Raw genomic sequence first — 23065 nt, 5'->3', positions numbered from 1 at the left:
CGGGGGCCATGGCCCTCTCCGTCCCGTGTGTCCTGTTCCCGTGGTTCCAGTTCCCGTGGCACTCGGATGGTTTCGACTGTGTGTTCGATTGATTGTCTGACCCTTGGTCTAGCGTTGGGGTCATGGATGAGGACACGAGTCCCGTGTTGCCGGGGTTGCCGGGGTGGCCGGACTTCTTCCGGCCGGCGCCGGCCCGGCCGGTCGCCGATGGTGCGCCGTTGTTGGTCGATGGGCTGATGGTCACCCTCACCGGCCAGAACGGTGAGGAAGGGGACCCGGTGGCGGTGACCGCCGGGTATGGTCTGCCGGAGGATCCGGCTGATCATCTCGCCCAGTTGGCGGAGGTGGAGGCGTTGGCCCGGTTCGCCGAGATCCGCCGCCTGGCCCTGGTCGCCGACCTGGTCGAGGCGGCCGGCCCGGTCGACCGGGAACAACTCGTCTCCTTGGGGGGTGAGGGGACCCCGGCGGTGCCGGAGTTCCTCCACCTGGAGGTCGGCGGGGCACTGGAGTTGGCCCCGGACCGGGCGAGGCAGACGATCTCCGACGCCCTGGATCTGAAATGGCGCCACCCCCGACTGTGGAACCAGATGATCCACGGCCACCTCCCCGTCTGGCGCGCCGTCCAGGTCGCCCGCCGCTGCCACCACCTCCCCGCGGCCAGCGTCGTGTGGATCGACGACCGGATCGGCGACACCCTGCCCGGGATCTCCTGGGCCCGGGCCCAACGCCTGCTGGAGGGCGAGATCGCCGCCGCCGACGTGGTCGGTGTCCTGGACACCGCCGACGCCGCCCAACTCGACCAGACCCTCGCCACCATGGCCGCGGAGTTGGCCGCCGCCGGCGACACGACCGATTTGGATGCCCGCCGGGCCCGCGCCCTGGGGCTGCTCGCCCGCGGCCAACATCCCGCCCAGACCCCGATCGTGCACCTGTACGTCCACACCACCCCCGGGGCAGACCTGGCCCGGGTCGAGGGCCACGGCCCCCTCGCCCACACCGCCCTCGGCGAGCTATTGGCCGGGTGCCGGGTCCGGCTGACCCGGGTGATCAACCACGCCGAGTCGATCCCGGTCGATGCCTACGAGGTACCCGACCGGATCCGCGAACAACTGATCCTGGCCCAGCCCGTCGAAGTCGCCCCCTACGCCACCCTCACCGCCCGACACACCGACATCGACCACACGATCCCCTCGGCACGCGGCGGACCCACCACACCAGACAACCTCGGCCCACTCGGCCGGACCGCCCACCGCGCCCGCACCCACGGCGGCTACCTGTCGACCCAACCCCAACCCGGCCACTGGCACTGGACCACCCCCCGCGGCCAACACTTCCTCATCACCAACCACGGCACCATCCGCCTCCGCACATGAACCGTCGGCCCCGCACCCACCGTCAGCCGACGGCGTGACGGTGACCCATCAGGTGCAGCACCCGGTGAGCCAGGTCATCAAGAAGGGTGTAGCGCATCAGCCGACCATCCCGTTCCACTCCCACCCAGCCCTGTCGTCGCAGCACCCGGAGGGCCTGCGACGTGGTGGTGGGCGTAGTCCCGGCGGCCGCGGCGAGTTCGCCGACCGTACAACCCGGATGCAGGTGCATGTACGCCAGCAGGCTCAGCCGGGTCGGGTCACCGAGCAGGTCGAACCGTGCCGCCCAGGCGTCGATGTCGTCGGCCGGGATGGGCAGTGGCCCATCGGCCGGACGGTTCATCGCGCCCGCTCCTCGTCGACCTCCGGCGCCAGCCGGAAGCCGTGCGGCAGCTCGAGCCGGTGCGCGGCGAGCAGATCGGCGTCCCCCAGCACGTCGAGCACCGGCCCGTCGGCAACGATCCGGCCACCGTCAAGGACCGCGCACCGGGTGCACAACTGGGCCGCGTACGGCAGATCATGGGTGACCATCACGACGGTGACATCGAGGGAGTCGAGGATCTCGGCCAGCTCCCGACGCGCGGCCGGGTCCAGGTTGGAGGACGGCTCGTCGAGCACGAGGACATCGGGGTCCATCGCCAGCACCCCGGCCAGGGCGACCCGCCGCTTCTGACCGAAGGAGAGGTGGTGCGGCGTACGGTCCCGCAGACCCGCCATTCCCACCCGCTCCAGGGCGTCGGTGACCCGGTGGTCGACCTCCTCGGGCGACCAACCGAGGTTCGCCGGTCCGAAGGCGACATCGCGGCCGACGGTGGGCAGGAACAGTTGGTCGTCGGGGTCCTGGAAGACGATCCCGACCCGGCGCCGGACCTCCCTCAGCGTGTCGGGACGGACCGGCACCCCGGCCACCCGGACCTCGCCGACGCCGACGCCCCCCGACGCGGGGCCGAGAGTGCCGTTGAGGTGCAGCAGCAGGGTGGTCTTCCCCGCGCCGTTCGGCCCCACCAGGGCGATCCGCTCGCCGGCCGCCACGGTCAGGTCGACGCCGAACAGCACCTGCCGGCCGTCGGGATAGGCGAACGCCAGGCCCTCGACGACGAGAGCGGGCGGCGACGTCGGCCCGGTGCCGGGCTTCATCGCGGCACCGGCCTTCATCGCGGTCCCCCCGCTCCCAGCGGCCCCACCGACCCGGCCACGAGCACAGTCAGCAGGACGGCGCCGACCACCACCGGCAGAGCGAGTGCCCGGCCCCACTCCCCCGCCGTCGCGGCGGGCCTGCCACTCGGCGGCAGCGCGCCGCGGTACCCGCGGGACAGCATGGCGAGCTGGAGCCGCTCGCCGCGTTCGACACAGCGGACGAAAAGGTGCCCGGCCGACGCCGCCGTGGCGGCGAGCCGCCCCATCCGGCTCCGGTGATCCCCACGGGCCGCCTGGGCGATGCCCTGGCGACGCAGGTCGTCGGCGACGATGTCGAGGAAGCGGATCATGTGGGTGAGCACATCCACCAGCGCCCGCGGCAGCCGGAGCCGGCCCAGACCCTCGATGATCTCGTGCGGCGGTGTGGAGGCGGCGAGCACGAGGGCCGCCCCCACCCCGAGCGTCGCGCGGGCGAGAACCAGCGCGCCGCCGACCAGACCCGCCGCCGACAAGGACAGCGGACCGACCTGCACCCGCTCACCGGTCGCGACGATCGGCATCAGCAGCGCGAACACCAGGAATGGCAGCTCGACCCCGGCACGTCGCAGCGCCCAGCCGAACGGCACCCGGGCGATCACGGCGACGGCCACCAGCCCGGCGACGGCGAGCAGCAGCACCGGCCACGCGGCGGCCGGCGCCGCCACCACGACCAGAGCGAAGCCGACCAGGGCAATGAGCTTGGTCTCCGCAGGCAGTGACCGGACCAGGCTCGGCCGCTCCCACGGCCGGGCGATGCCGGGGGTGTGACCGGCGAGCAGCACCGGCGGCGAGGTGGGCAGGACCACCGCGGCGGTCATCGGCGCTCCTCGGTGGGCCGGGGCTGATCGTCGACCGCTCCCGCCCCACGCGGCCGACCGCGGCGGACCCCACTGACGACCAACAGGCCGAGACCGAGGGTCAGGGCGACCCCGAACAGGCCGGCCAGCGTGGTCCCGACGGCACCCAGGCCGGCGATGCCGTAGTCGGCCAATGGGGTGTGTACCAGTGGTGAGACGGCGCTGCCGGCGAAGCCGAGGGCACCCGCCACATGCTCCAGGCCGTCGGGACTGGTCGAGGCAAAGAGACTGAGCCCTCCGGCGACGACGACCGTGGCCGCCAACGCGATGACAGCAGTGCCCCGGCCCAGCCGCGGCCGCTCGGCCCGGCGCCGGACATCGGCGTCCGCGCCATCCCCCGACGCCCCACCCCCCGACGACACACCGACCCCCGATGCGGCACCGCCCACGGCCGACCGCAGCACCACGGTGCCGTCGGCGAGCGTCACCGCGGTCACCGGGGTGCCCTCGCGGCCGGCCAGCCGGACCAGGTCGGGCCGGACGGCGAGCACCGCCCCGACCACCGCCGCGGTGATCACCGCCTCCCCGACACCGATCAGCAGATGGGTGCCCACCATCGCCAGGGTGAGTGCGCCGAGCGGGATCGGCACCGCGCCCCCGATCGCGTACAGCAGGCAGAACGCGGCCGCGGCGGTGGGGACCGACACGAATGCCCCCGCCGCGCTCGCCGCGATCACCCCGCCCCGGCCGACCGGACGCCCCACCGCTCGGCCCCGCCGGCCGAGGATCGCCGTCACGCCGTATGAGACCAGGGTGGCGACGCCGACCCCGACGACACCCATCAGCAGGATGTTCGTCCCCAGCGCGGTGACGCCACCGTCGGCGAAGACCAGTGCCTGCACCACCAGGACGCAGGACATCACCAGCACCGCGGTCCACGGTCCGACCAGGGCGACCGCCAGCGCTCCGCCCAGCAGATGTCCGGAGGTGCCGGCCGCGACGGGGAAGTTGACCATCTGCGCGGCGAAGATGAAGCACGCGGTCAGGCCCGCGCGGACCGCCCCGAGCTCGCCGAGCTCACGGCGCGACCCCCGCAGGGCCAGGCCGAGGGCCACGGCCGCGAGGGCGCCGGTGGCCACGGAGGTAGGGACGCCGAGGAATCCGTCGGGGACATGCATGGCGTGAGACTATCCCGATCGGCACTGATATGTGAACGAGTGCTCAGATATTCTCGCGGGCCGGAACCCGGACCCGGCCGAAGGGCTCCCGGAGGACTCAGGCCGAGCGAGTCACCACGGTGTCGCAGAGCTCACTCAGCGCATCCTTGGCCATCCCGGCCGGCAGCCCGGCGAGGTGCCCCCGGGCGATCTCGGCACGGCGGGCGACCTCCTCGCGGGCCCGGTCGATCACCGCATGCCCCCGCAGCCGGCGCAACGCCTCGGTGAGCGCGCCGTCGTCGGACAGGTCGCCGCGGACCAGCCGGAGCAGGTCGCGGGACTCCTCGTCCCGGTAGTCGGCGAGCATCAGGGTCGGCAGGGTCGGCACGCCCTCACGCAGGTCGGTGCCGGGGGTCTTGCCGGTGCTGTCGGAGGTGATGTCGATGATGTCGTCGCTGAGCTGGAAGACCACGCCCAGCTCCTCGCCGAATCCGGCCAGGGCCGCCACCTGCTCGGCCGGCAGGCCGGCCACCATGCCGCCGAACATCGCCGAGGAGGCGATCAGCGACCCGGTCTTGTCGGCGACCACGTCGAGGTAGGCACCCACCGCGTCCTGTCCCTCGGCGGGGCCGACCGTCTCGGCGATCTGCCCCTGCACCAGCCGGGAGAAGGTCCGGGCCTGCAGCCGGACGAAGTCGACGCCGAGGTCGGCGACGATGTCCGAGGCCCTGGCGAAGAGGTAGTCGCCGACGAGAATGGCGACGCTGTTGTCCCAGATGCTGTTCGCGCTGGGGGCCCCACGCCGGATCTCCGCCTCGTCCATCACGTCGTCGTGGTAGAGGCTGGCGACGTGGGTCAGTTCCATCACCAACGCGGCCCGGGTCAGGTCCTCCGCGGACCGCGGCGTGCCCAGCGCCGAGGTGAGGACGACCAGCAGCGGCCGGAACCGCTTCCCGCCGGCGGAGATGATGTGCCGGGCGGCTTCGGTGACGAACGGCATCGAGCCGGTCGCAGCGGCCGCGAGAGCGGTCTCGATCGCATCGAGCCGCTCCCGCACGTACGCTTCGAAGGCATCCCGGGTCTGCGGGGCTGAGATGGGGGTCACAAGGCTCACATCATACCCAGACGAAGGAATTCACTCGCATTCTGGAAGAAGCCCATCGCCGGCCCGGGAACGATGCCCAGCACCACGGTGGCGACCAGGCCGAGCACCACCACGATCAGCGTCGCGGCCGAGGTGTCGGTGACCTCCGGCCCGTCGACCGGCTCGCGGAAGAACATGATCGCGATCACCCGCAGGTAGTAGACCGCGGCCACCAGGCTGAGCAGCACGCCGACCACCGCGAGCCAGCCCCAGCCGGCCTCCAGCGCGGTGGCGAAGACGGCCCACTTGCCGATGAAACCGGCGGTCAGCGGGATGCCGGCGAAGCTCAGCATGAACACCGCCATCACCGTGGCGAACACCGGGTTCTTCTTCCCGATCCCCGCCCAGCCGGACAGCTGGGTCACCTCGGCGCCGTTGTCCCGCACCATGGTGATCATCGCAAAGGCCGGGATGGTCGCCACGCCGTACGTCAGCAGGTAGAACGAGGTGGCCGACACCGAGGTCAGCCCGCTGACCCCGTTGGCCGCCTGGGCGGCAGCGGCGACGGCGACCAGGAGGTAGCCGGCGTGGGTGATCGAGGAGTACGCCAGCAGCCGCTTGATGTCGGTCTGGGCCAGACCGACGACGGCACCGATCAGCATGGTGAGGATCGCCAGCACCGCGAGGACCGGCTGCCAGTTCCAGCGCTCCGCGCCGAGGGCCACGTACAGCACCCGCAGCAGACCGCCGACGGCGGCGATCTTGGTGCAGACCGCCATGAACGCGGTGACCGGGGTGGGGGCGCCGGTGTAGACGTCCGGGACCCAGCTGGCGAACGGCACGATGCCGACCTTGAACAGCAGGCCGACGAGCATCAGCAGCAGCCCGGAGATCAGTACGCCCTCGGACAGGGTGCTCTGGCCGATCGAGGCGTCGATCACCGCCAGCTGGAAGGACCCGGCGTAGGCGAAGACCAGGGCGATGCCGAAGAGGAAGAACGCCGAGGACAGTGCGCCGAGCAGGAAGTACTTCAGCGCCGCCTCCTGGCTGAGCAGCCGGCGCCGGCGGGCCAGCCCGGAGAGCAGGTAGAGCGGCAGCGACATGATCTCCAGCGCGACGAACATCATCATCAGGTCGTCGGCGGCGAGGAACAGCATCATGCCGGTCAGCGAGAACAGCAGCAGGGTGAAGACCTCGCTGTGCTCGTGGCGCGCCTCGCCGGCGGCCTTCTCGTCGAGTGATCCGGGGATCGCCGCACCGGACGGGGTGAAGGCGCTGACCCCGCCGTACACCTCACGCTCGGCGAACAGCAGGACCGACAGCACCCCGAAGACGGTGAGGAGCATCCACAGCCCGAGCGCCGGCCGGTCGACCATCACCATCGCGGTCTGGTCCTGGGCCAGTGCCGAGGACGAGCCGTACATGGCGATCGAAGAGCCGAAGGCCACCGCCAGGACGACCAGCGACAACGCCAGCTGGGTCCCCCACCGGGCCCGCCGGGGCAGGACCGCCTCGGCCAGCAGGCTCAGCGAGGCGCCGGCAAAGACGATCACGACGGGAAGGATCGCGGTCAGCAGCCCCGCGTAGTCGATGCTGGTGTTCATCAGTTCTTGCCCTCCGGGATCTGCGGCTGGGGTTCGGAGATCCCGACGGCCTGCATCGCGGCGACCGTCTGGGCCCCTTGGGGCTCAGCCAGCTGCAGGGCAGGACGCGGGAAGAAACCGAGCACGAGGATGATCGCGAGCAGCGGGACGACGGCCACCCGCTCGCGCAGGGTGAGGTCGGCGTGGACCGTACGGGTCACCTGGTCGGTCACCGGCCCGGTCATCGTGCGCTGGTAGACCGCCATCACGTAGATCGCGGACAGCAGCAGGGCGGAGGCGGCCAGGGCGGCGATCCAGCGGTACTTGGCGAACGTGCCGGCGAGCACCATGAACTCCGAGACGAAGCTCGACAGGCCGGGCAGGGCGAGCGCCGACAGACCGGAGATCAGCAGGAAACCGGCCATCACCGGGGCGACCTTCTGCACCCCGCCGAAGGCGGCGATGTCGGCCGAGCCGCGCCGCTTGATCAGGTAGCCGACGACCAGGAACAGCGCCGCGGTGGACAGCCCGTGGTTGAACATGTAGAAGATCGAGCCGGCGATGCCGGAGGTGGTCATCGCGAAGATGCCCATCACCATGAAGCCGAAGTGGCTCACCGAGGTGAACGCCACGAACCGCATCAGGTTCCGCTGCCCGATCGCGGCGACCGCACCGTAGACGATCGAGATCAGCGCCAGCACCAGCACCAGCGGCGTCGCCCACACGCTGGCCTGCGGGAACAGGCCCAGGCAGAACCGCAGCATGCCGAAGGTGCCGATCTTGTCCAGCACCGAGACCATCAGGGTGGCGCTGCCCGGGTGGGATGCCTCCGCGGCGTCGGCCAACCAGGTGTGCACCGGCACCATCGGCGCCTTGATCGCGAAGGCGATGAAGAACCCGGTGAAGAGCCACTTGCCGACCGGGGTGTCGAACAGCCCCGCGGCGGCGGCCGGCTGCAGCGACTGCAGGGCGTACGTGGGCTGGCCGAGCCCGGCGGTGACCGCGTAGATGCCGATCACCGCGACCAGCATCACCAGTCCGCCGGCCAGCGAGAACAGCAGGAACTTCATCGCCGCGGCGTTGCGCTTCTGCCCGCCGAAGCCCCCGATCAGGAAGTACATCGGGATCAGGGTGGCCTCGAAGAAGAGGTAGAAGAGCAGCACGTCGGTGGCCAGGAAGACATACAGCGACAGGCCCTCGAGCAGCAGCGCCAGGCCGAAGAAGGTCTGTGAGGTCCAGCGGCCCTCATTGGCGTCGGGATCGTCCCAGACCGCGATCAGCACCACCGGCACCAGGATCGTCGTCAGCAGGACCATCAGCAGGCCCATCCCGTCGACGCCCAGCGAGTAGGAGGCGCCGATGGCGGGGATCCAGGACTGCTGCTCGACATACTGCAGACCCGCGCCGGGGTCGAAGCCGATCGCGACCCCGATCGCGACGACCAGCGTCACCAGTGAGAAGGCGAGCCCGACCGTACGCGCCAGCGAGCCCTTGATGAAGACCAGTGCGAGCGCACCGATCAGCGGCAGCACCGCGAGCACGGTGAGCCAGGGGAACGTCGTCATGTGATTTCTCCTCCCGTCAGGCCAGCCGGCCCAGGATCAGCACGACGGCGATGAGGACGGAGCCCGCCACCATCGTCAGCGCGTACGAACGGACATAGCCGGTCTGGACCCGCTTGAAGAGCTGGCCGACCCCCGCGAAGGCGGTCCCGGTACCGTTGGCGACCGCGTCGATCGCGTGGTCGTCGACCGCGACCACGCCCGTCACCACGCCGTTGCCGGTGTTGGTGAAGGCCGCGGCGTTGATGGTGTCCTGGTAGAGGTCGTTGCGGCCGATCCGGGTCACCACCGACACGTTCTGCGGCGCCTCGTCGGGGATGTCACCGCGGTACAGCCACCAGCCGAGGGCCACCCCCGCGGCCACCACCAGCAGGGTGATGACGGCGATCGGGCTGAAGTGGAACAGCCCCGGGACCTCCGGCACACCGTTCACCGCGGGGGCCAGGAAGCGGCCGATCCAGTTGTTGAACTCGAAGCCGCCGAACACCGACATCGCCGCAAGGATCACCAGCGGCACCCACATCACCGCCGGGGACTCGTGCGGGTGCTGGTCGGCACGCCAGCGCTTCTCGCCGAAGAAGGTCATCATCATCAGCCGGGTCATGTAGAAGCCGGTGACCCCGGCGCCGACCAGCGCCAGGATGCCGATGATCACGTTGTGCTCGAACGCCGCCTCGATGATGTGGTCCTTCGAATAGAAGCCGGCGAAGAACGGGAAGCCGATGATCGCCAGGTAGCCCATCGCGAAGGTGATGAAGGTGATCCGCATGGCGCGGGCCAGGCCGCCGTAGTGGCGCATGTTCACGTCGTCGTTCATGCCGTGCATGATCGAGCCGGCGCCGAGGAACATGTTGGCCTTGAAGAAGCCGTGGGTCAGCAGGTGGAAGATCGCGAACACGTACCCGGCCGGGCCGATCCCGGCGGCGAGCATCATGTAGCCGATCTGCGACATGGTCGAGCCGGCCAGCACCTTCTTGATGTCGTCCTTGGCCGAGCCGATCCAGGCACCGGCGAGCAGGGTGACGGTGCCGACGATCACCACCACGGTGGAGGCGGCCTCGGACATCGCGTAGATCGAGCCGGAGCGGACCACCAGGTAGACACCGGCGGTGACCATCGTCGCGGCGTGGATCAGCGCGGAGACCGGGGTCGGGCCCTCCATCGCGTCGAGCAGCCAGGCCTGCAGCGGCACCTGGGCCGACTTGGCGCAGGCGCCGACCAACAGCAGGATGCCCAGCAGGGTGGCGATCGGAGTGGTCATCTGCGGCGCCCCGGCGTTGACCACGTCGTACGAGGTGGAGCCGAACAGGGCGATCATCAGGATCAGCGCGATGGACATCCCGACGTCACCGACGCGGTTCATCACGAACGCCTTGGTGGCCGCCTTCGCGGCACTCGGCCGCTCCTGCCAGAAGCCGATCAGCAGGTAGGACGACAGGCCGACACCCTCCCAGCCCATGAACAGCAGCAGGTAGTTGTCCGCCAGCACCAGGATCAGCATCGCGGTGATGAACAGGTTCAGGTAGGCGAAGAAGCGGCGTCGGTTCGGGTCGTGCGCCATGTAGCCGATCGAGTAGATGTGGATCAGCGAGCCGACCCCGGTGACCAGCAGGGCGAACAGGATCGACAGCGGGTCGATCCGCAGCCCGAAGCTCGCCGTCCATGGGCCGGCGCTGATCCACTCGTACAGCGGGGCACTGACCACCCGCTGGTCCCCCGGCCGGGTGAGCAGCCCGACGAACAGCGTCGAGGCGATCGCGAACGACCAGATCGGCATCAGGGTGGCCAGGTAGTGGCCCCAGCGGTCGGTGAGCCGACCGAGGACGAGCAGCAGCAGGGCACCGAGCGCGGGCGCGGCGATCATCGTCCAGCCCCAGGTGAACATTCCCTCGGCCGGGACCGAGGCGGTCAGTTCAAGCGGAATCATCGGCGCGCCCCTCAGAACTTCAGCAGGTTGGCGTCATCGACCGAGGCCGAGCGACGCGTACGGAATATGGACACGATGATCGCGAGGCCGACCACGACCTCACAGGCCGCGACCACCATCACGAACAGGGCACCGACCTGACCGTCCAGGACCCCCCAGTAGTGGGAGAAGGTGACCAGCAGCAGGTTGGCACTGTTCAGCATCAGCTCGATCGACATGAACGCGACGATCGCGTTGCGCCGCAACATCACGCCGGAGGCGCCGATGACGAACAGCAGCGCCGCCAGGATGAGGTAGTTGTTCGGACTCATCGTTCTTCGGTTCCCTCCGCGGACTCGGTCCCGGCGCCCGCCACCGTGGCGGCCTCCAGCTGCTCGCGCTCGGCGCGCGCCTCCTCGAGATCATCGGCGTGCGCCTGTGCGACGGTCCGCCCGCCGACGGCGTCGTCGGAGCCGGGCGCGATCTCGCCGAGGCTCTCCCGCACCGGGTCGGCCAGGTGATCGCCCTGGAGCATCACACCGCGCAGCTTCAGGGTCCGCGACACCGACGGCTCGGCGACCGACCCGTCCGGCAGCAGGGCCGGGGCGTCGACACCGTTGTGCCGGGCGAAGACCCCGGAGGATGGCAGCCCACCGGGGTGGGCACCGGTGCGGGCGTACGCCTGCATCCGCTCCTGGGACTGTTCGGCCTGGGACTTCTTCGGCGTGGTCCGCTCCCGGTGGGCGAGCACCATCGCGCCGATGGTGGCGATCAGCAGCAGGGCGGCCGACGCCTCCAGCACCAGCACGTAGCGGTTGAACAGCAGGTAGGCGATGCCCTGGGCGTTGCCCAGCGAGTTCGCGTCGGCCAGGCCGCGCGGCGTGCCGCTGACGGCGTTGCCGACGCCGACGATGACCAGCACCAGCAGGGCGATCGCGGCCAGCGCCGCCAGCACCCGCTGCCCCTTGATCGTCTCGACGATCGAGTCGGTGGTGTCGACACCGACCAGCATCACCACGAAGAGGAACAGCATCATGATCGCGCCGGTGTAGACGATGATCTGCACCGCCAGCAGGAAGGGCGAGTCCAGCGCACCGTACTGCACGGCCAGCGCGATCATCACGAAGGCCATCAGCAGCGCCGAGTGGACCGGCTTGCGGGACAGCACGATGCCGAGGGCCGCCAGCACCATCAGCGGCGCCAGCAGCCAGAAGGCCACCGCCTGTGCGGTCACCAGGGGGATCATCGGTCGGCTCCCTTGCTCTTGTCCGCCGGCTCGAGGGCCCGGATGTCCTGCGCCGACGGCGTGCTGTAGTCGGGGTGGAACTGCTTGCGCATCTCCTTGCGCACCTCCGACCCGGAACGGATCCACGGGGTGCCCACCGGGCGGGCCTCGGACTCGTCCACGTACGTGTCCTGCTGGCCCTCCGGCATCCGGGGATCCCGGGCGCCGGTGTCGGGCAGGCCGAGGAAGTACGCCCGCTCGTCGTCGCCGAGCCGGCGCGGGTGCGGTGGCTCCTCCATGCCGGGCAGCAGCGGGGCGAGCAGCTGGTCCTTCTCCAGGATCATCGCCTCGCGGCTGGTGTCGGCCAGCTCGAACTCGTTCGTCATCGTCAGCGCCCGGGTCGGACAGGCCTCGATGCAGAAGCCGCAGAGGATGCACCGCAGGTAGTTGATCTGGTAGACGCGGCCGTACCGCTCACCCGGGGAGTAGCGCTCCTCATCGGTGTTGTCGGCGCCCTCGACGAAGATCGCGTCGGCCGGGCAGGCCCAGGCGCACAGCTCGCAGCCGACGCACTTCTCCAGACCGTCGGGCCACCGGTTCAGCTGGTGCCGCCCGTGGTAGCGCGGCATGATCATCGCCGGCCGCTCGGGGTACATCCGGGCCTGGTCGCCCTTGACCTGGGTCTTGCGGAACAGGGTGGAGAACGTCACCCCGAACCCGGCAACAGGATTCACCATCAGGAATCAGCCCTTCGCTGGGAGTCGGACGTTTCGGACAGGGCGGCACCGGCGGGCTCGTCGACCGCCGAACTGACCACGTCGACCAGGCCGGGCACCTGCTGGTCACCCATCGGCGGGACCGGATAGCCACCGGCGTACGGGTCGAACGCCGTCGGCTCCGGCTCCGGCTCCGCGGCCTGCCGCGGCCCGCCGAAGAGCAGCAGGGCGATCAGCACCGCCGCGACGACGATCGCCGCGATCCAGAAGCCCCGGCTGCCGATCCAGCCGTCGGCGACGCCGACGCGGAACACCGCGACGAGCATCGTCCAGCCCAGGGAGATCGGGATCAGCCACTTCCAGCCCAGCCGCATCAGCTGGTCGTACCGGATCCGCGGAACGGTCGCCCGGACCCACATGAACAGGAACATGAAGCAGTAGGCCTTGATCAGGAACCAGACCGGGCCCAGCCACGGGTTGTTCAGCGCCGGGATGTTGTTGAACGGCCAGATCGGCAGGTAGCCACCCATGAACAGCGTGGTGGCCACGCAGGACACCAGGAACATGTTGATGTACTCGGAGAGGAAGAACAGGGCGTAGGTCATGCCGGAGTACTCCGTCATGTAGCCCGACCCCAGCTCACCCTCGGCCTCCGGGAGGTCGAACGGCTGGCGGTTCGTCTCGGCGAACATCGAGATTACGTAGATGATGAACGACGGGATGAGGAGCAGGAAGTACCAGCCCATCGACCCCTGCCACACTGCTGAACCGAACTGCAGCGGCCGGGCCTGCGCCTGGACGATCTCGCTGGTCGACATCGTCCCCGCGTAGAGGAAGACCGACACCAGCGACAGGCCCATCGCGATCTCGTACGAGATCATCGAGGCGGTCGAGCGCAGGCCGCCGAGCAGGGCGTATGTGGAGGAGGACGACCAGCCGGCCAGCACCACGCCGTACACGGCGATCGAGGTGAGCGCCAGGTAGAGCAGCACCGCGGCAGGAGTGTCCACCAGCTGCAGCTGCGTCTGCACCCCGAACATCTTCACCGTGCCGCCGAACGGGATCAGCGAGAAGGTGCCGAAGGCGACCACCGTCATGATGAACGGCGCCAGCTTGAAGACGAACCGGTCCGCCAGCTTCGGCGTCACGTCCTCCTTGAACAGCAGCTTCAGGCCGTCACCGAGGGCCTGGATCAGGCCGAACGGGCCGGCGAAGTTCGGCCCGATGCGTTGCTGCATCCGACCGAGCGTACGTCGCTCCATCCAGACGTTGAAGATCGTCGCCAACAGGATGAACACGAACCAGATGATCACCTTGACGATCACCAACCACACCGGGTCGTGACCGAACAGGGAGAGGTCCAGCGGGATCATGCCATGCCTCCAGTCGTCGAGTCGGGGCTAGTGGTCAGGTCGGTGGGCGGGGTCCCGGCCGGGGCCGCGACGAGCCCGACTACGTCGCCCGCGGTGACGTCGAGGTGCTCGGCCACGGACAGCCCGGGGGCGTTGCGCGGCACCCAGACCACGTCGTCGACCATCGTCGCCTCGACCACCAGCGGCAGCGCCAGCTCGGCGTCGCCGGCCCGCACCGCCACCGTCTCCGGGGCGCCGATCCGGGCGGCGGTGGCCGCCGAGACCCGGGCCACCGCGGGGGGCGCGGTCGCGGCGAGGTGGGGCTCGCCGTCCTGGCCGCGGCCGGCGTCGAGCAGGGTGCGCCAGGTCGCCAGCACGAGCTGGTCGGCGCCGGGCTCGGCCGGGGCGGATGCGGGGACGGCCGGGGCGGTGACCCGCTCCCCCTCCCAGCGGCCGAGCTGGTCGAGCTCGGCCTTGGCGGCGTCGACGTCGCGGATCCCGAGGTCGGTGCCCAGCCCGTCGGCGAGGGCGACCAGGATCCGCAGGTCGTCGACCAGGGACCGTGGCGAGACCACCTGGGCGACCGGACGCGCGCGTCCCTCCCAGTCCAGGAAGGTGCCGCGGCGCTCCTCGAACAGGCTGACCGGGAACACCACGTCGGCGCGCTCGGTCACCTCGGAGAGCCGCTGCTCCAGGCTGATCACGAAACCGGCGTTCTCCAGACCACGGCGGGCGGCCGCCGGGCTGGCGAAGTCGGTCGGCTCGACGCCGCCGACCACCAAGGCCTTCAGTGCACCGTCGGCCGCGGCGGCGAGGATCGCGTCCGCGTCCAGTCCGGGCTCGGCCGGCAGGTCGGTGACCTCCCAGGCAGCCCGTACGTCGACCCGGGCGGCGGCATCGGCGACCGGACGGCCACCGGGCAGCAGGGTCGGCAGCAGGCCGGCCTCGACCGCACCGCGTTCCCCGGCCCGGCGGGGGATCCAGGCCAGCCGGGCCCCGGTCCGCTCCGCCAGCCGGAGGGCGGCACTGAGCGTGCCGGCGTCGGCGCCGGCCCGCTCGCCGACCAGGATGATCCCGGCGGCACCGAGATCGACCTCGGCTCCCAGCCCGTCGAGGCGGGCGGCCTCACCGCCCGGGACGGTGGCCAGCAGGGTGGCACCGGTCTTCGTCGCCCCGTTGCTGAGGAAGGGGGCGACGGTCCAGACCGGCAGCCCCTTCCTGCGCCAGGCCTTGCGCAGCCGCAGGAAGACGATCGGCGACTCCTCCTCGGGCTCGAACCCGACGAGCAGCACCCCGGAGGCCTGTTCCAGATCGGCGTACGTCACCGACTCCGCCAGCGAGCGACCGGCCACCGCGTGGCCGAGGAAGGCGGTCTCCTCGGCACTGTGCGGGCGGGACCGGAAGTCGACGTTGTTGGTGCCGAGCGTCACCCGGGCGAACTTCGACCAGGCGTACGCGTCCTCGACGGTGATCCGGCCGCCGGGCAGCAGGCCGACGGCCGACCCGGCCGCGCGCAGTCCGGCCACCGCGGCGTTGACCGCCTCGGGCCAGGAGGCGGGCCGCAACACGCCGTTCTCGCGGAGCAGCGGGTGGGTGAGCCGGTCGTCGCCGCGCCCGGAGGCGAAGGCGAACCGGCCCTTGTCGCAGTTCCACTCCTCGTTGACGTCCGGGTCGTCGCCGGCGTAGCGACGCATCACCTCGTTGCGGCGGTGGTCGACCCGCAGCTCGCAGCCGGCCGCGCAGTGCTCGCAGGTAGTCATCGTCGAGACCAGGTCGAACGGCCGGGCCCGGAAGCGGTAGGCGGTGCTGGTCAGCGCGCCGACCGGGCAGATCTGGATGACGTTGCCGGAGAAGTAGGAGTCGAACGGCTGCTCGCGGTAGATCGACACCTGCTCCACCGCCCCGCGCTCGGCCAGGTCGATCAGCGGGTCGCCGGCGATCTGGTCGGCGAAGCGGGTGCACCGCGAGCAGAGCACGCAGCGCTCGCGGTCGAGCAGGATCTCCGCAGAGATCGGGATCGGCTTCGGGTAGGTCCGCTTCACGTCGCCGAACCGGGTGTCGCCGTTGCCGACCATCATCGCCTGGTTCTGCAGCGGGCACTCGCCGCCCTTGTCGCAGATCGGGCAGTCGAGCGGGTGGTTGATCAGCAGGAACTCGTTGATCCCGTTCTGGGCCTTGGCGGCCACCGGCGAGGTCAGCTGGGTCTTGATCACCTGGCCCGGCATCACCGTGGTGGTGCAGGACGCCTGCGGCTTCGGCATCGGCCGGCCGCGGCCGTCGTCGGTGATCTCCACCAGACACTGCCGACAGGCGCCGATCGGGTCGAGCAGCGGGTGGTCGCAGAACCGCGGCACCGGGTGACCGATCATCTCCGCCGCGCGGATGATCAGGGTGCCCTTGGGCACCTTGACCTCGACGCCGTCGATGGTGACGGTGATCAGGTCTGCCGGGTCCATCGCCGCAATCCGGCGGGCCAGCGGGTTGCGGCTGGGGACCGGCGCCACCGGAGTCTGTTGGACGAGGGCCTGTGGGTCCTTGATCGTTTCGGTCATGCGGTGGCTCCGCTCTCGGCAGCGACGCCCGGGCGGTACCAGGCGGTCGTCTTCTGGTACGGGAACAACTCCCAGGCGGGGGTGTGCAGACCCGCCTCGAACTCGGATCGGAAGTGCTGGATCATCGACTTCACGATCGTGGCGGTGCCGTCGGCCAGTGCGCAGAACGACCGGCCGGCGATGTTGTCGGACAGGTCGAGCAGCTTCTCGACGTCACCCTCCTCGCCCTTGCCGGCCTCGAGCCGGGCGAGGATCTGCACCAGCCACCAGGAGCCCTCCCGGCACGGGGTGCACTTGCCGCAGGACTCGTGCTTGTAGAACTCGACGTAGCGGGCGCAGGCCCGGACCGCGGAGGTGGTCTCGTCGAAGCACTGCAGGGCCTTGGTGCCCAGGCCGCTGCCGGCCTTGGCCGGGCCGTCGTAGTCCAGCGGCACGTCCAGGTGCTGGTCGGTGAGGACACCGAGGGAGGAGCCGCCCGGGGTCCAGAACTTCAGTTGGTGGCCGTGCCGGATCCCGCCGGCCAGGTCGAGCAGCTGGCGCAGCGTGACGCCCATCGGGGCCTCGAACTGGCCCGGATTCGCGACGTGGCCGGACAGCGAGTAGAGGGTCATCCCCCGGGAGCTCTCCGAGCCCATCGAGGTGAACCAGTCGACGCCGTTGCCGATGATCGAGGGCACCGAAGCGATGGTCTCCACGTTGTTGATCACCGTCGGGGAGGCGTACAGGCCGGCGACGGCCGGGAACGGCGGCTTCAGCCGGGGTTGCCCGCGGCGACCCTCCAGGGAGTCCAGCAGCGCGGTCTCCTCGCCGCAGATGTAGGCGCCGGCACCGGCGTGCACGGTGACCTCGAGGTCGAAGTCGGTGCCGAGGATGCCCTTGCCGAGATAGCCGGCGGAGTACGCCTCGCGGACCGCCTGCTGCATCCGCCGGATGACGTGCAGCACCTCACCGCGGATGTAGACGAACGCGTGGTGACAGCCCACCGCGTACGAGCTGATGATGATGCCCTCCAGCAGGGTGTGCGGGGAGGCCATCACCAGTGGGATGTCCTTGCAGGTGCCCGGCTCGGACTCGTCGCAGTTGACCACGAGGTAGACCGGATTCGGGTTGCCCTTGGGCAGGAAGCTCCACTTCACCCCGGCCGGGAAGCCGGCCCCGCCGCGGCCGCGCAGGCCGGAGGCCTTGACCTGGCCGGCGATGTCGCCGGGCGCCTGCCGGAGCGCGGTGCGGAGCGCTCCGTAGCCGCCGCGACGCTCGTAGTTGGTCAGCTTCCAGGCCCGCTCGTCGCCCCAGTTGGCGCTGAGGACCGGGGTCAGCATGTCGGTCACTTGCCCTCCTCCTCGGGTGCCGCACCCGGCAGGTCGGCCGGGTCGGGGGCCTGCCAGCCGTTGCGCTCGGCGATCTTCAGGCCCAGCAGGGACTGCGGCCCGGCAGCCGGGCCCTCGTCGGCGCGGCCGTCGGGGAAGCCGGCGAGGACGCGTTCGGCCTCTCGCCAGGAGGTGATGGTGGCGCCCCGCGGGGAGACCACCACCTCGTCGTGGCGCAGCTTCTCGACCAGTTCGACCGCCTTGCGCGGGGTCATCGTGTCGAAGAACTCCCAGTTCACCATCACCACCGGCGCGTAGTCGCAGGCCGCGTTGCACTCGATGTGCTCCAGGGTGATGGCGCCGTCCTCGGTGGTCTCGTCGTTGCCGATGCCGAGGTGCTCGTGCAGCGCCGCGGCGATCTCGTCACCGCCGAGGATCGCGCACAGCGAGGTGGTGCACACCCCGATGTGGTGCTTGCCCATCGGCTTGCGCTTGTACATCGTGTAGAAGGTGGCCACGCCGTTCACCTCGGCCGGGCTGAGGCCGCTGACCCGGGCGCAGATCTCGATCGCGGCCGGGGTGATCCGGCCCTCGACACTCTGTGCCAGGTGCAGCATCGGCAGCAGCGCGGACCGCTTCTGCGGATAGCGGGAGGCGAGCTCCTCCATCTCCGCGACGGTCTCGGCCGTGATCAGGGTCTCCCCGGCGGCGTCGAAGTCGACGCCCCCGGTGTGGTCGAAGTGGCTCCGGAAACCGCTCATCGATCGACTCCTCCGATCACCATGTCGAGGCTGGCCCCGGCGACGGAGACGTCGGAGAGCATCGCGCCCTTCGCCATCGCCGGGAGGGACTGCAGATTCGCGAAGCTGGGGTCCCGGAAGTGGGCTCGGTACGGGCGGGTGCCACCGTCGGAGACGACGTGCGCGCCGAGCTCCCCCTTGGGGCTCTCCACCGGGATGTACACCTGGCCGGGCGGGACCTGGAAGCCCTCGGTGACCAGCTTGAAGTGGTGGATCAGCGACTCCATCGACTCACCCATGATGTGGCGGATGTGCTCGGTGGCATTGCCCTGGCCGTCGGGGCCGACGGTGAGCCGGGAGGGCCAGGCGATCTTCGGGTCGTCGACCATCCAGGGCTGTCCGTCCAGCTTCGCCAGCCGGTCGATCGCCTGGTCGACGATCTTCAGCGACTCGAACATCTCGTCGCGGCGGACCACGTACCGGGAGTACGCGTCACAGCCGTCGTCGGTGACGACGTCGAAGTCGTACGTCTCGTAGCCGCAGTAGGGCTGCTTCTTGCGCAGGTCCCAGTCCAGCCCGGTGGCCCGCAGCGGCGGCCCGGAGGTGCCCAGGGCGATGCAGGTGGACAGGTCGAGGAAGCCGATGCCGTTGTCCAGCCGGGCCCGGAAGATCGGGTTGTCGTCGCACAGCTGGCCGATCTCGGGCAGGTGGCCGTGCAGCCAGTCCGACATCTCCCGCAGCTTCGGGATGGCTCCGGCCGGCAGGTCGTTGGCAACCCCGCCGGGGCGGATGAAGCCGTTGTTCATCCGCAGGCCGGTGATCATCTCGATCATGTCGAAGATCACCTCGCGTTCCCGGAACGCGACGGTCATCACGGTGGTGGCGCCCATCTCGTTGCCGGTGGTGCCGATCGCCACGAGGTGGTTGATGATCCGGTTCATCTCCATCAGCAGGACCCGCATCACGGTGGCCTTCTCCGGCACGTCCGCCTCGATGCCGAGCAGCCGCTCCACCCCCAGGCAGTACGACACCTCCTGGAAGAACGGCGTCAGGTAGTCCATCCGGGTGCACAGGGTGACGCCCTGTGACCAGGTGCGGTACTCCATCGACTTCTCGATGCCGGTGTGCAGGTAGCCGACCGCGACCCGGCAGTCGGTCACCGTCTCCCCGTCGAGCTCGAGGATCAGCCGCAGCACGCCGTGCGTGGACGGGTGCTGGGGGCCCATGTTGACGACGATGGTCTCGTCACCGCGCTCGGCCTGGGCCTCGGCGATGTCCTCCCAGTCGCCACCGTCGGCGTAATAGGTCGCGTCGACGTCCGGGTCACCGGTCTGCCGGTAGGGGTCCTCGCCGACCGCGGTGGTGTCGTCGAGGATCTCCTCGTCGTGGAATTCGGTGCTGCTCATGAGTTGTAGTCCCTCCGCTCGTGGACCGGGGAGTTCGTCGCGCCGTGGAACTCGATCGGGATGCCACCCAGCGGGTAGTCCTTGCGCTGGGGGTGGCCGGGCCAGTCGTCCGGCATCTCGATCCGGGTCAGCGCCGGGTGGCCGTCGAAGATGATCCCGAAGAAGTCGTACGTCTCCCGCTCGTGCCAGTCGGCCGTCGGGTAGGTGGCGACCACCGAGGGGATGTGCGGATCGGCGTCGGGGCAGCTGACCTCGAGGCGGATCAGGCGGTTGTGGGTCATCGAGAGCAGGTGGTAGACGGCGTGCAGTTCGGCACCCCGGTCGGTCGGGTAGTGCACCCCGGACACGCTGGAGCACCACTCGAAGCGCAGCATCGGGTCGTCCCGCAGCACCCGGGCGACCTCGGCGATGTGTTCCCGGTCGACGAACAGGGTGAGCTCGCCGCGGTCCACCACGACCTTGCGGATCGCCGCGTCCGGGTCACCGGTCCCGGCCCGGAGCCGGTCGACCGCACTGTCGTACCAGCCGCCGTACGGAGGCCGGCTCGCCTGCGGCAGCTCGACGAACCAGGTCATGTCGTTGTAGCCGGAGACGTCGGCGGTGGTCGACGCGTGGAACATGCCCTGGCGTACGTCCAGGACCTCGCGCTCCTGGCCGGCGCCCTGCTCGCCCTCGGTGACGGCGGGGATGTTCGGTTCGCTCATCGCAGCAAGCCCTTCTGCTCGGCGAGGGGGGAGGCGACCAGCTGGCGGGCCTCGCGGGCGATCGCCGCGTCCCGCTCGTCGGCGCCGATCGGCGCGTTCTGCACGATGGTGCGCAGCTTCATGATGCCGTCGATCAGCATCTCCGGGCGCGGCGGACAGCCGGGGACGTAGACGTCGACCGGGACGATGTGGTCCACGCCCTGGACCAGCGCGTAGTTGTTGAACATGCCGCCGGAGGAGGCGCACACCCCCATCGACAGCACCCGCTTCGGCTCGGCCATCTGGTCGTAGATCTGGCGGACCACGGGAGCGAACTTCTGGCTCACCCGGCCCGCGACGATCATCAGGTCGGCCTGGCGCGGCGAGGCCCGGAAGACCTCCTGCCCCCAGCGGCCCGCGTCGTGCGGGGTGGCGCCGAACGACATCATCTCGATCGCGCAGCAGGCCAGGCCGAAGGTGGCCGGCCAGAAGGACGCCTTGCGCGCCCAGCCGAACAGCTGTTCGGCGGTGGTCAGCAGGATCCCCTGGGGGATCTTGTCCTCGACACCCATATCAGCACCTCACAATTCGGCTCGTGACGGACGGGGTGGTACGTGTCAGTCCCACTCGAGACCCCCGCGCCGCCACTCGTAGACGTAGGCCAGGAAGACCAGGCCGATGAAGATCAGCATCTGGACCAGCGCGAAGGACCGCAGCCCGGGCAGCTCCAGGGAGACCGCCCACGGGTAGAGGAAGACGACCTCGATGTCGAAGATGATGAACAGCATCGCGGTGATGTAGTACTTCACCGGGAACCGGCCGCCACCGATCGGCTGGGGCGTGGGCTCGATCCCACATTCGTACGAGTCGGACTTCACCCGGTTGTACCGGGACGGCCCGATGATCACCGACACCAGGGCGACGGCCGCCATGATGGCGCCCATCACCAGCATCAGGATCAACGGAAGGTACATGTTCATCGCCAGGTCCTTTCCTGTGCCGTGTCCATCCTCGCAGCCCTCTCTGTCATCTCCGTCACCACCCCGGCCCGAATGTACTCAGACAGACGGGGCGATCCTCACGAGGGTGTTGATCACGCGATCGAACGCGTCTCCGTCACGCTGGTCGGTGAGTCCGGCCAACAATTTGTGCACCAGCCGCATCAGGGTGTGGCGTGGCAGTCCGTAGTGCACGGCGATGCGCATCACCGTGGGGTTGCCGATCAGCCGGGCGAACACCGCCCCGAGGCGGTAGTACTTGCCCAGCTCGTCCTTCATCAGCAGCGGGTAGCCGGTCAGCGCCCGCTCCGCCGAGGCGGTGCCGAAGCCGCGGGACTTCGCGTCGACGATGACGCCCGCGGCAATCCGCCCGGCCTGCATCGCCGAGTCGATGCCCTCGCCGTTGAACGGGTTGACCATGCCGCCGGCGTCACCGACCAGCAACAACCCGTCCTTGTAGTGGGGCTTGCGGTTGAACGCCATCGGCAGCGCCATGCCCTTGATCGGCACCTGCAGATTCTCGGGCCGGAAGCCCCACTCCTCGGGGGTGTTCTCCAGCCAGGTCCGCATCATCGCCCGGTAGTCGGTCTTCGCGAAGGCAGGTGAGGTGTTCAGCATGCCGAGGCCGACGTTGACGGAGCCGTCCCCCATCGGGAAGGCCCAGCCGTAGCCGGGCAGCAGATTGGACTCCCCGGGCCGGCCGTCCCACAGCTCCAGCCAGGACTCCATGTACTCCCCGTCGTGGCGCGGCGAGGTGACGTACGACCGGACGGCGACCCCCATCGGCCGCCTCTCGGCGCGCCGGATGCCCATCGCCACGGCCAGCCGGGAGGAGTTACCGTCGGCGGCGACCACCACCGGGGCCCGGAAGGTGCGGCCGTCCTTGGTCCGGACGCCGACGATCCGCCCGCCGTGCAGCAGCGGCTCGGTGACGTGTGCCCCCTCGACCAGGTGGGCACCGCGGGAGACTGCGTGCCGAGCCAGCAGCTCGTCGAGTTCCGTCCGCCGCCGGGTCATGCCGTAGGGCGGGAAGTCGGCCAGCTCGGGCCAGTCGAGGGTGAACGGGCGCCCGTTGCCGCCGTAGACCCGCAGGCCACGGTTGTGCACCCAGCCGGCCTCCTCGGAGGTGTCGACGCCGAGGCGGACCAGCTCCTTGACCGCCCGGGGGGTCAGCCCGTCACCGCAGATCTTGTCGCGGGGGAAGGTGGCCTTCTCCAGCAGTGCGACATCAAGTCCCAGGCCGGCCAGGTAGGCGGCCGTGGTCGAGCCACCGGGGCCGGCGCCGACGACCACCACGTCGTGATCGGACACGCCTGTGTCGGGCCTGCCTGTACTGGGCACGGTGTGCACTTCCCCCGCGGCGCTCGCTGCTGCCTCGCTGGCGGGGGACATGGACACGCTCCTGTGGGGTCGGGAACGTCCGGGGTCGTGCACGCCGCGCAGACCGAGGA

At 70.2% G+C, this 23065-nt stretch carries 20 protein-coding genes and 1 pseudogene; 1 reads left to right on the top strand and 20 read right to left on the bottom strand.

The features are described from left to right. The first annotated feature begins 122 nt into the window (after positions 1 to 122). Positions 123 to 1373 carry an HNH endonuclease signature motif containing protein gene (locus R0145_RS03015; RefSeq protein WP_317838948.1) on the top strand — a complete coding sequence of 417 codons (1251 nt, stop codon included), beginning with the start codon at positions 123 to 125 and terminating at the stop codon, positions 1371 to 1373. A 22-nt stretch (positions 1374 to 1395) separates the two neighbouring features. On the opposite strand, the gene R0145_RS03010 is transcribed toward R0145_RS03015, so the two are convergent. The 20 genes and pseudogenes from R0145_RS03010 to R0145_RS02915 all read right to left on the bottom strand — a co-directional run bounded on the left by R0145_RS03010 (position 1396) and on the right by R0145_RS02915 (position 22925). Then, positions 1396 to 1713: a helix-turn-helix transcriptional regulator gene (locus R0145_RS03010; protein ID WP_317838947.1), complete on the bottom strand. Its 318-nt coding sequence runs from the start codon at positions 1711 to 1713 to the stop codon at positions 1396 to 1398. Next, complete coding sequence (locus tag R0145_RS03005; RefSeq protein ID WP_317838946.1) at positions 1710 to 2525, bottom strand: ABC transporter ATP-binding protein; 816 nt, start codon at positions 2523 to 2525, stop codon at positions 1710 to 1712. Before R0145_RS03005 ends, R0145_RS03010 begins: the two co-directional genes overlap by 4 nt. Beyond that, positions 2522 to 3364 (bottom strand): cobalt ECF transporter T component CbiQ, encoded by an 843-nt coding sequence (gene cbiQ, locus R0145_RS03000; protein WP_317838945.1) that lies wholly within the window; start codon positions 3362 to 3364, stop codon positions 2522 to 2524. The genes R0145_RS03005 and cbiQ overlap by 4 nt, the downstream gene beginning before the upstream one ends. After that, positions 3361 to 4521, bottom strand: a complete 1161-nt coding sequence (locus R0145_RS02995) for an energy-coupling factor ABC transporter permease (RefSeq protein ID WP_317838944.1) — start codon at positions 4519 to 4521, stop codon at positions 3361 to 3363. Before R0145_RS02995 ends, cbiQ begins: the two co-directional genes overlap by 4 nt. A gap of 97 nt (positions 4522 to 4618) precedes the next feature. Further along, on the bottom strand, positions 4619 to 5596 hold the full coding sequence (locus tag R0145_RS02990) for a polyprenyl synthetase family protein (protein WP_411742092.1): 978 nt from the start codon (positions 5594 to 5596) through the stop codon (positions 4619 to 4621). A 14-nt stretch (positions 5597 to 5610) separates the two neighbouring features. Next, complete coding sequence (gene nuoN / locus R0145_RS02985; protein ID WP_317838943.1) at positions 5611 to 7188, bottom strand: NADH-quinone oxidoreductase subunit NuoN; 1578 nt, start codon at positions 7186 to 7188, stop codon at positions 5611 to 5613. Further along, entirely contained in the window at positions 7188 to 8732 is a 1545-nt protein-coding gene (locus tag R0145_RS02980; protein ID WP_317838942.1) for an NADH-quinone oxidoreductase subunit M, read from the bottom strand. The genes nuoN and R0145_RS02980 overlap by 1 nt, the downstream gene beginning before the upstream one ends. 16 nt (positions 8733 to 8748) lie before the next feature. Continuing rightward, entirely contained in the window at positions 8749 to 10656 is a 1908-nt protein-coding gene (gene nuoL, locus R0145_RS02975) for an NADH-quinone oxidoreductase subunit L (RefSeq protein ID WP_317838941.1), read from the bottom strand. Between the two features lie 11 nt (positions 10657 to 10667). Then, entirely contained in the window at positions 10668 to 10967 is a 300-nt protein-coding gene (gene nuoK / locus R0145_RS02970) for an NADH-quinone oxidoreductase subunit NuoK (protein ID WP_317838940.1), read from the bottom strand. Next, the gene (locus R0145_RS02965; RefSeq protein WP_317838939.1) at positions 10964 to 11881 is read right to left on the bottom strand and encodes an NADH-quinone oxidoreductase subunit J; all 918 of its coding nucleotides are present in this window, start codon (positions 11879 to 11881) and stop codon (positions 10964 to 10966) included. Before R0145_RS02965 ends, nuoK begins: the two co-directional genes overlap by 4 nt. Before the next feature lie 188 nt (positions 11882 to 12069). After that, positions 12070 to 12594 (bottom strand): annotated as a pseudogene (gene nuoI / locus R0145_RS02960) (NADH-quinone oxidoreductase subunit NuoI); the annotation flags it as partial. A 2-nt stretch (positions 12595 to 12596) separates the two neighbouring features. Continuing rightward, positions 12597 to 13949: an NADH-quinone oxidoreductase subunit NuoH gene (gene nuoH / locus R0145_RS02955; RefSeq protein ID WP_317838938.1), complete on the bottom strand. Its 1353-nt coding sequence runs from the start codon at positions 13947 to 13949 to the stop codon at positions 12597 to 12599. Beyond that, a complete protein-coding gene (locus tag R0145_RS02950) occupies positions 13946 to 16393 on the bottom strand; it encodes an NADH-quinone oxidoreductase subunit G (RefSeq protein WP_317840132.1) in 2448 nt (815 codons plus the stop codon). Before R0145_RS02950 ends, nuoH begins: the two co-directional genes overlap by 4 nt. A gap of 83 nt (positions 16394 to 16476) precedes the next feature. Then, the gene (nuoF, locus tag R0145_RS02945) at positions 16477 to 17808 is read right to left on the bottom strand and encodes an NADH-quinone oxidoreductase subunit NuoF (RefSeq protein ID WP_317838937.1); all 1332 of its coding nucleotides are present in this window, start codon (positions 17806 to 17808) and stop codon (positions 16477 to 16479) included. After that, positions 17805 to 18548, bottom strand: coding sequence for an NADH-quinone oxidoreductase subunit NuoE (nuoE, locus tag R0145_RS02940; protein ID WP_317838936.1), 744 nt, complete (start codon positions 18546 to 18548; stop codon positions 17805 to 17807). Before nuoE ends, nuoF begins: the two co-directional genes overlap by 4 nt. Continuing rightward, positions 18545 to 19933, bottom strand: coding sequence for an NADH-quinone oxidoreductase subunit D (locus tag R0145_RS02935; protein WP_317838935.1), 1389 nt, complete (start codon positions 19931 to 19933; stop codon positions 18545 to 18547). The genes nuoE and R0145_RS02935 overlap by 4 nt, the downstream gene beginning before the upstream one ends. Further along, complete coding sequence (locus tag R0145_RS02930) at positions 19930 to 20637, bottom strand: NADH-quinone oxidoreductase subunit C (RefSeq protein ID WP_317838934.1); 708 nt, start codon at positions 20635 to 20637, stop codon at positions 19930 to 19932. The genes R0145_RS02935 and R0145_RS02930 overlap by 4 nt, the downstream gene beginning before the upstream one ends. Continuing rightward, positions 20634 to 21188 carry an NADH-quinone oxidoreductase subunit B family protein gene (locus R0145_RS02925; protein WP_317691160.1) on the bottom strand — a complete coding sequence of 185 codons (555 nt, stop codon included), beginning with the start codon at positions 21186 to 21188 and terminating at the stop codon, positions 20634 to 20636. Before R0145_RS02925 ends, R0145_RS02930 begins: the two co-directional genes overlap by 4 nt. Before the next feature lie 45 nt (positions 21189 to 21233). After that, the gene (locus tag R0145_RS02920) at positions 21234 to 21596 is read right to left on the bottom strand and encodes an NADH-quinone oxidoreductase subunit A (RefSeq protein ID WP_317838933.1); all 363 of its coding nucleotides are present in this window, start codon (positions 21594 to 21596) and stop codon (positions 21234 to 21236) included. A gap of 78 nt (positions 21597 to 21674) precedes the next feature. Then, complete coding sequence (locus tag R0145_RS02915) at positions 21675 to 22925, bottom strand: geranylgeranyl reductase family protein (RefSeq protein ID WP_317838932.1); 1251 nt, start codon at positions 22923 to 22925, stop codon at positions 21675 to 21677. Positions 22926 to 23065 lie beyond the last annotated feature (140 nt).

This window comes from Raineyella sp. W15-4, assembly GCF_033170155.1.
Classification (GTDB): domain Bacteria; phylum Actinomycetota; class Actinomycetes; order Propionibacteriales; family Propionibacteriaceae; genus Raineyella.
The sequence above is the reverse complement of the archived record's forward strand: the minus strand, read 5'-3'. Positions and strand labels throughout refer to the sequence as shown.

Coding starts and splice junctions, on each gene's coding strand:
- nuoE (WP_317838936.1), bottom strand. CDS start 18,548: ATGAGCGGTTTCCGGAGCCACTTCGACCACACCGGGGGCGTCGACTTC.
- R0145_RS02935 (WP_317838935.1), bottom strand. CDS start 19,933: ATGAGCAGCACCGAATTCCACGACGAGGAGATCCTCGACGACACCACC.
- R0145_RS02995 (WP_317838944.1), bottom strand. CDS start 4,521: ATGCATGTCCCCGACGGATTCCTCGGCGTCCCTACCTCCGTGGCCACC.
- nuoH (WP_317838938.1), bottom strand. CDS start 13,949: ATGATCCCGCTGGACCTCTCCCTGTTCGGTCACGACCCGGTGTGGTTG.
- nuoK (WP_317838940.1), bottom strand. CDS start 10,967: ATGAGTCCGAACAACTACCTCATCCTGGCGGCGCTGCTGTTCGTCATC.
- R0145_RS02920 (WP_317838933.1), bottom strand. CDS start 21,596: ATGAACATGTACCTTCCGTTGATCCTGATGCTGGTGATGGGCGCCATC.
- R0145_RS02965 (WP_317838939.1), bottom strand. CDS start 11,881: ATGATCCCCCTGGTGACCGCACAGGCGGTGGCCTTCTGGCTGCTGGCG.
- nuoL (WP_317838941.1), bottom strand. CDS start 10,656: ATGATTCCGCTTGAACTGACCGCCTCGGTCCCGGCCGAGGGAATGTTC.
- R0145_RS02930 (WP_317838934.1), bottom strand. CDS start 20,637: ATGAGCGAACCGAACATCCCCGCCGTCACCGAGGGCGAGCAGGGCGCC.
- cbiQ (WP_317838945.1), bottom strand. CDS start 3,364: ATGACCGCCGCGGTGGTCCTGCCCACCTCGCCGCCGGTGCTGCTCGCC.
- R0145_RS03015 (WP_317838948.1), top strand. CDS start 123: ATGGATGAGGACACGAGTCCCGTGTTGCCGGGGTTGCCGGGGTGGCCG.
- nuoN (WP_317838943.1), bottom strand. CDS start 7,188: ATGAACACCAGCATCGACTACGCGGGGCTGCTGACCGCGATCCTTCCC.
- R0145_RS02980 (WP_317838942.1), bottom strand. CDS start 8,732: ATGACGACGTTCCCCTGGCTCACCGTGCTCGCGGTGCTGCCGCTGATC.
- R0145_RS03010 (WP_317838947.1), bottom strand. CDS start 1,713: ATGAACCGTCCGGCCGATGGGCCACTGCCCATCCCGGCCGACGACATC.
- R0145_RS03005 (WP_317838946.1), bottom strand. CDS start 2,525: ATGAAGGCCGGTGCCGCGATGAAGCCCGGCACCGGGCCGACGTCGCCG.
- R0145_RS02925 (WP_317691160.1), bottom strand. CDS start 21,188: ATGGGTGTCGAGGACAAGATCCCCCAGGGGATCCTGCTGACCACCGCC.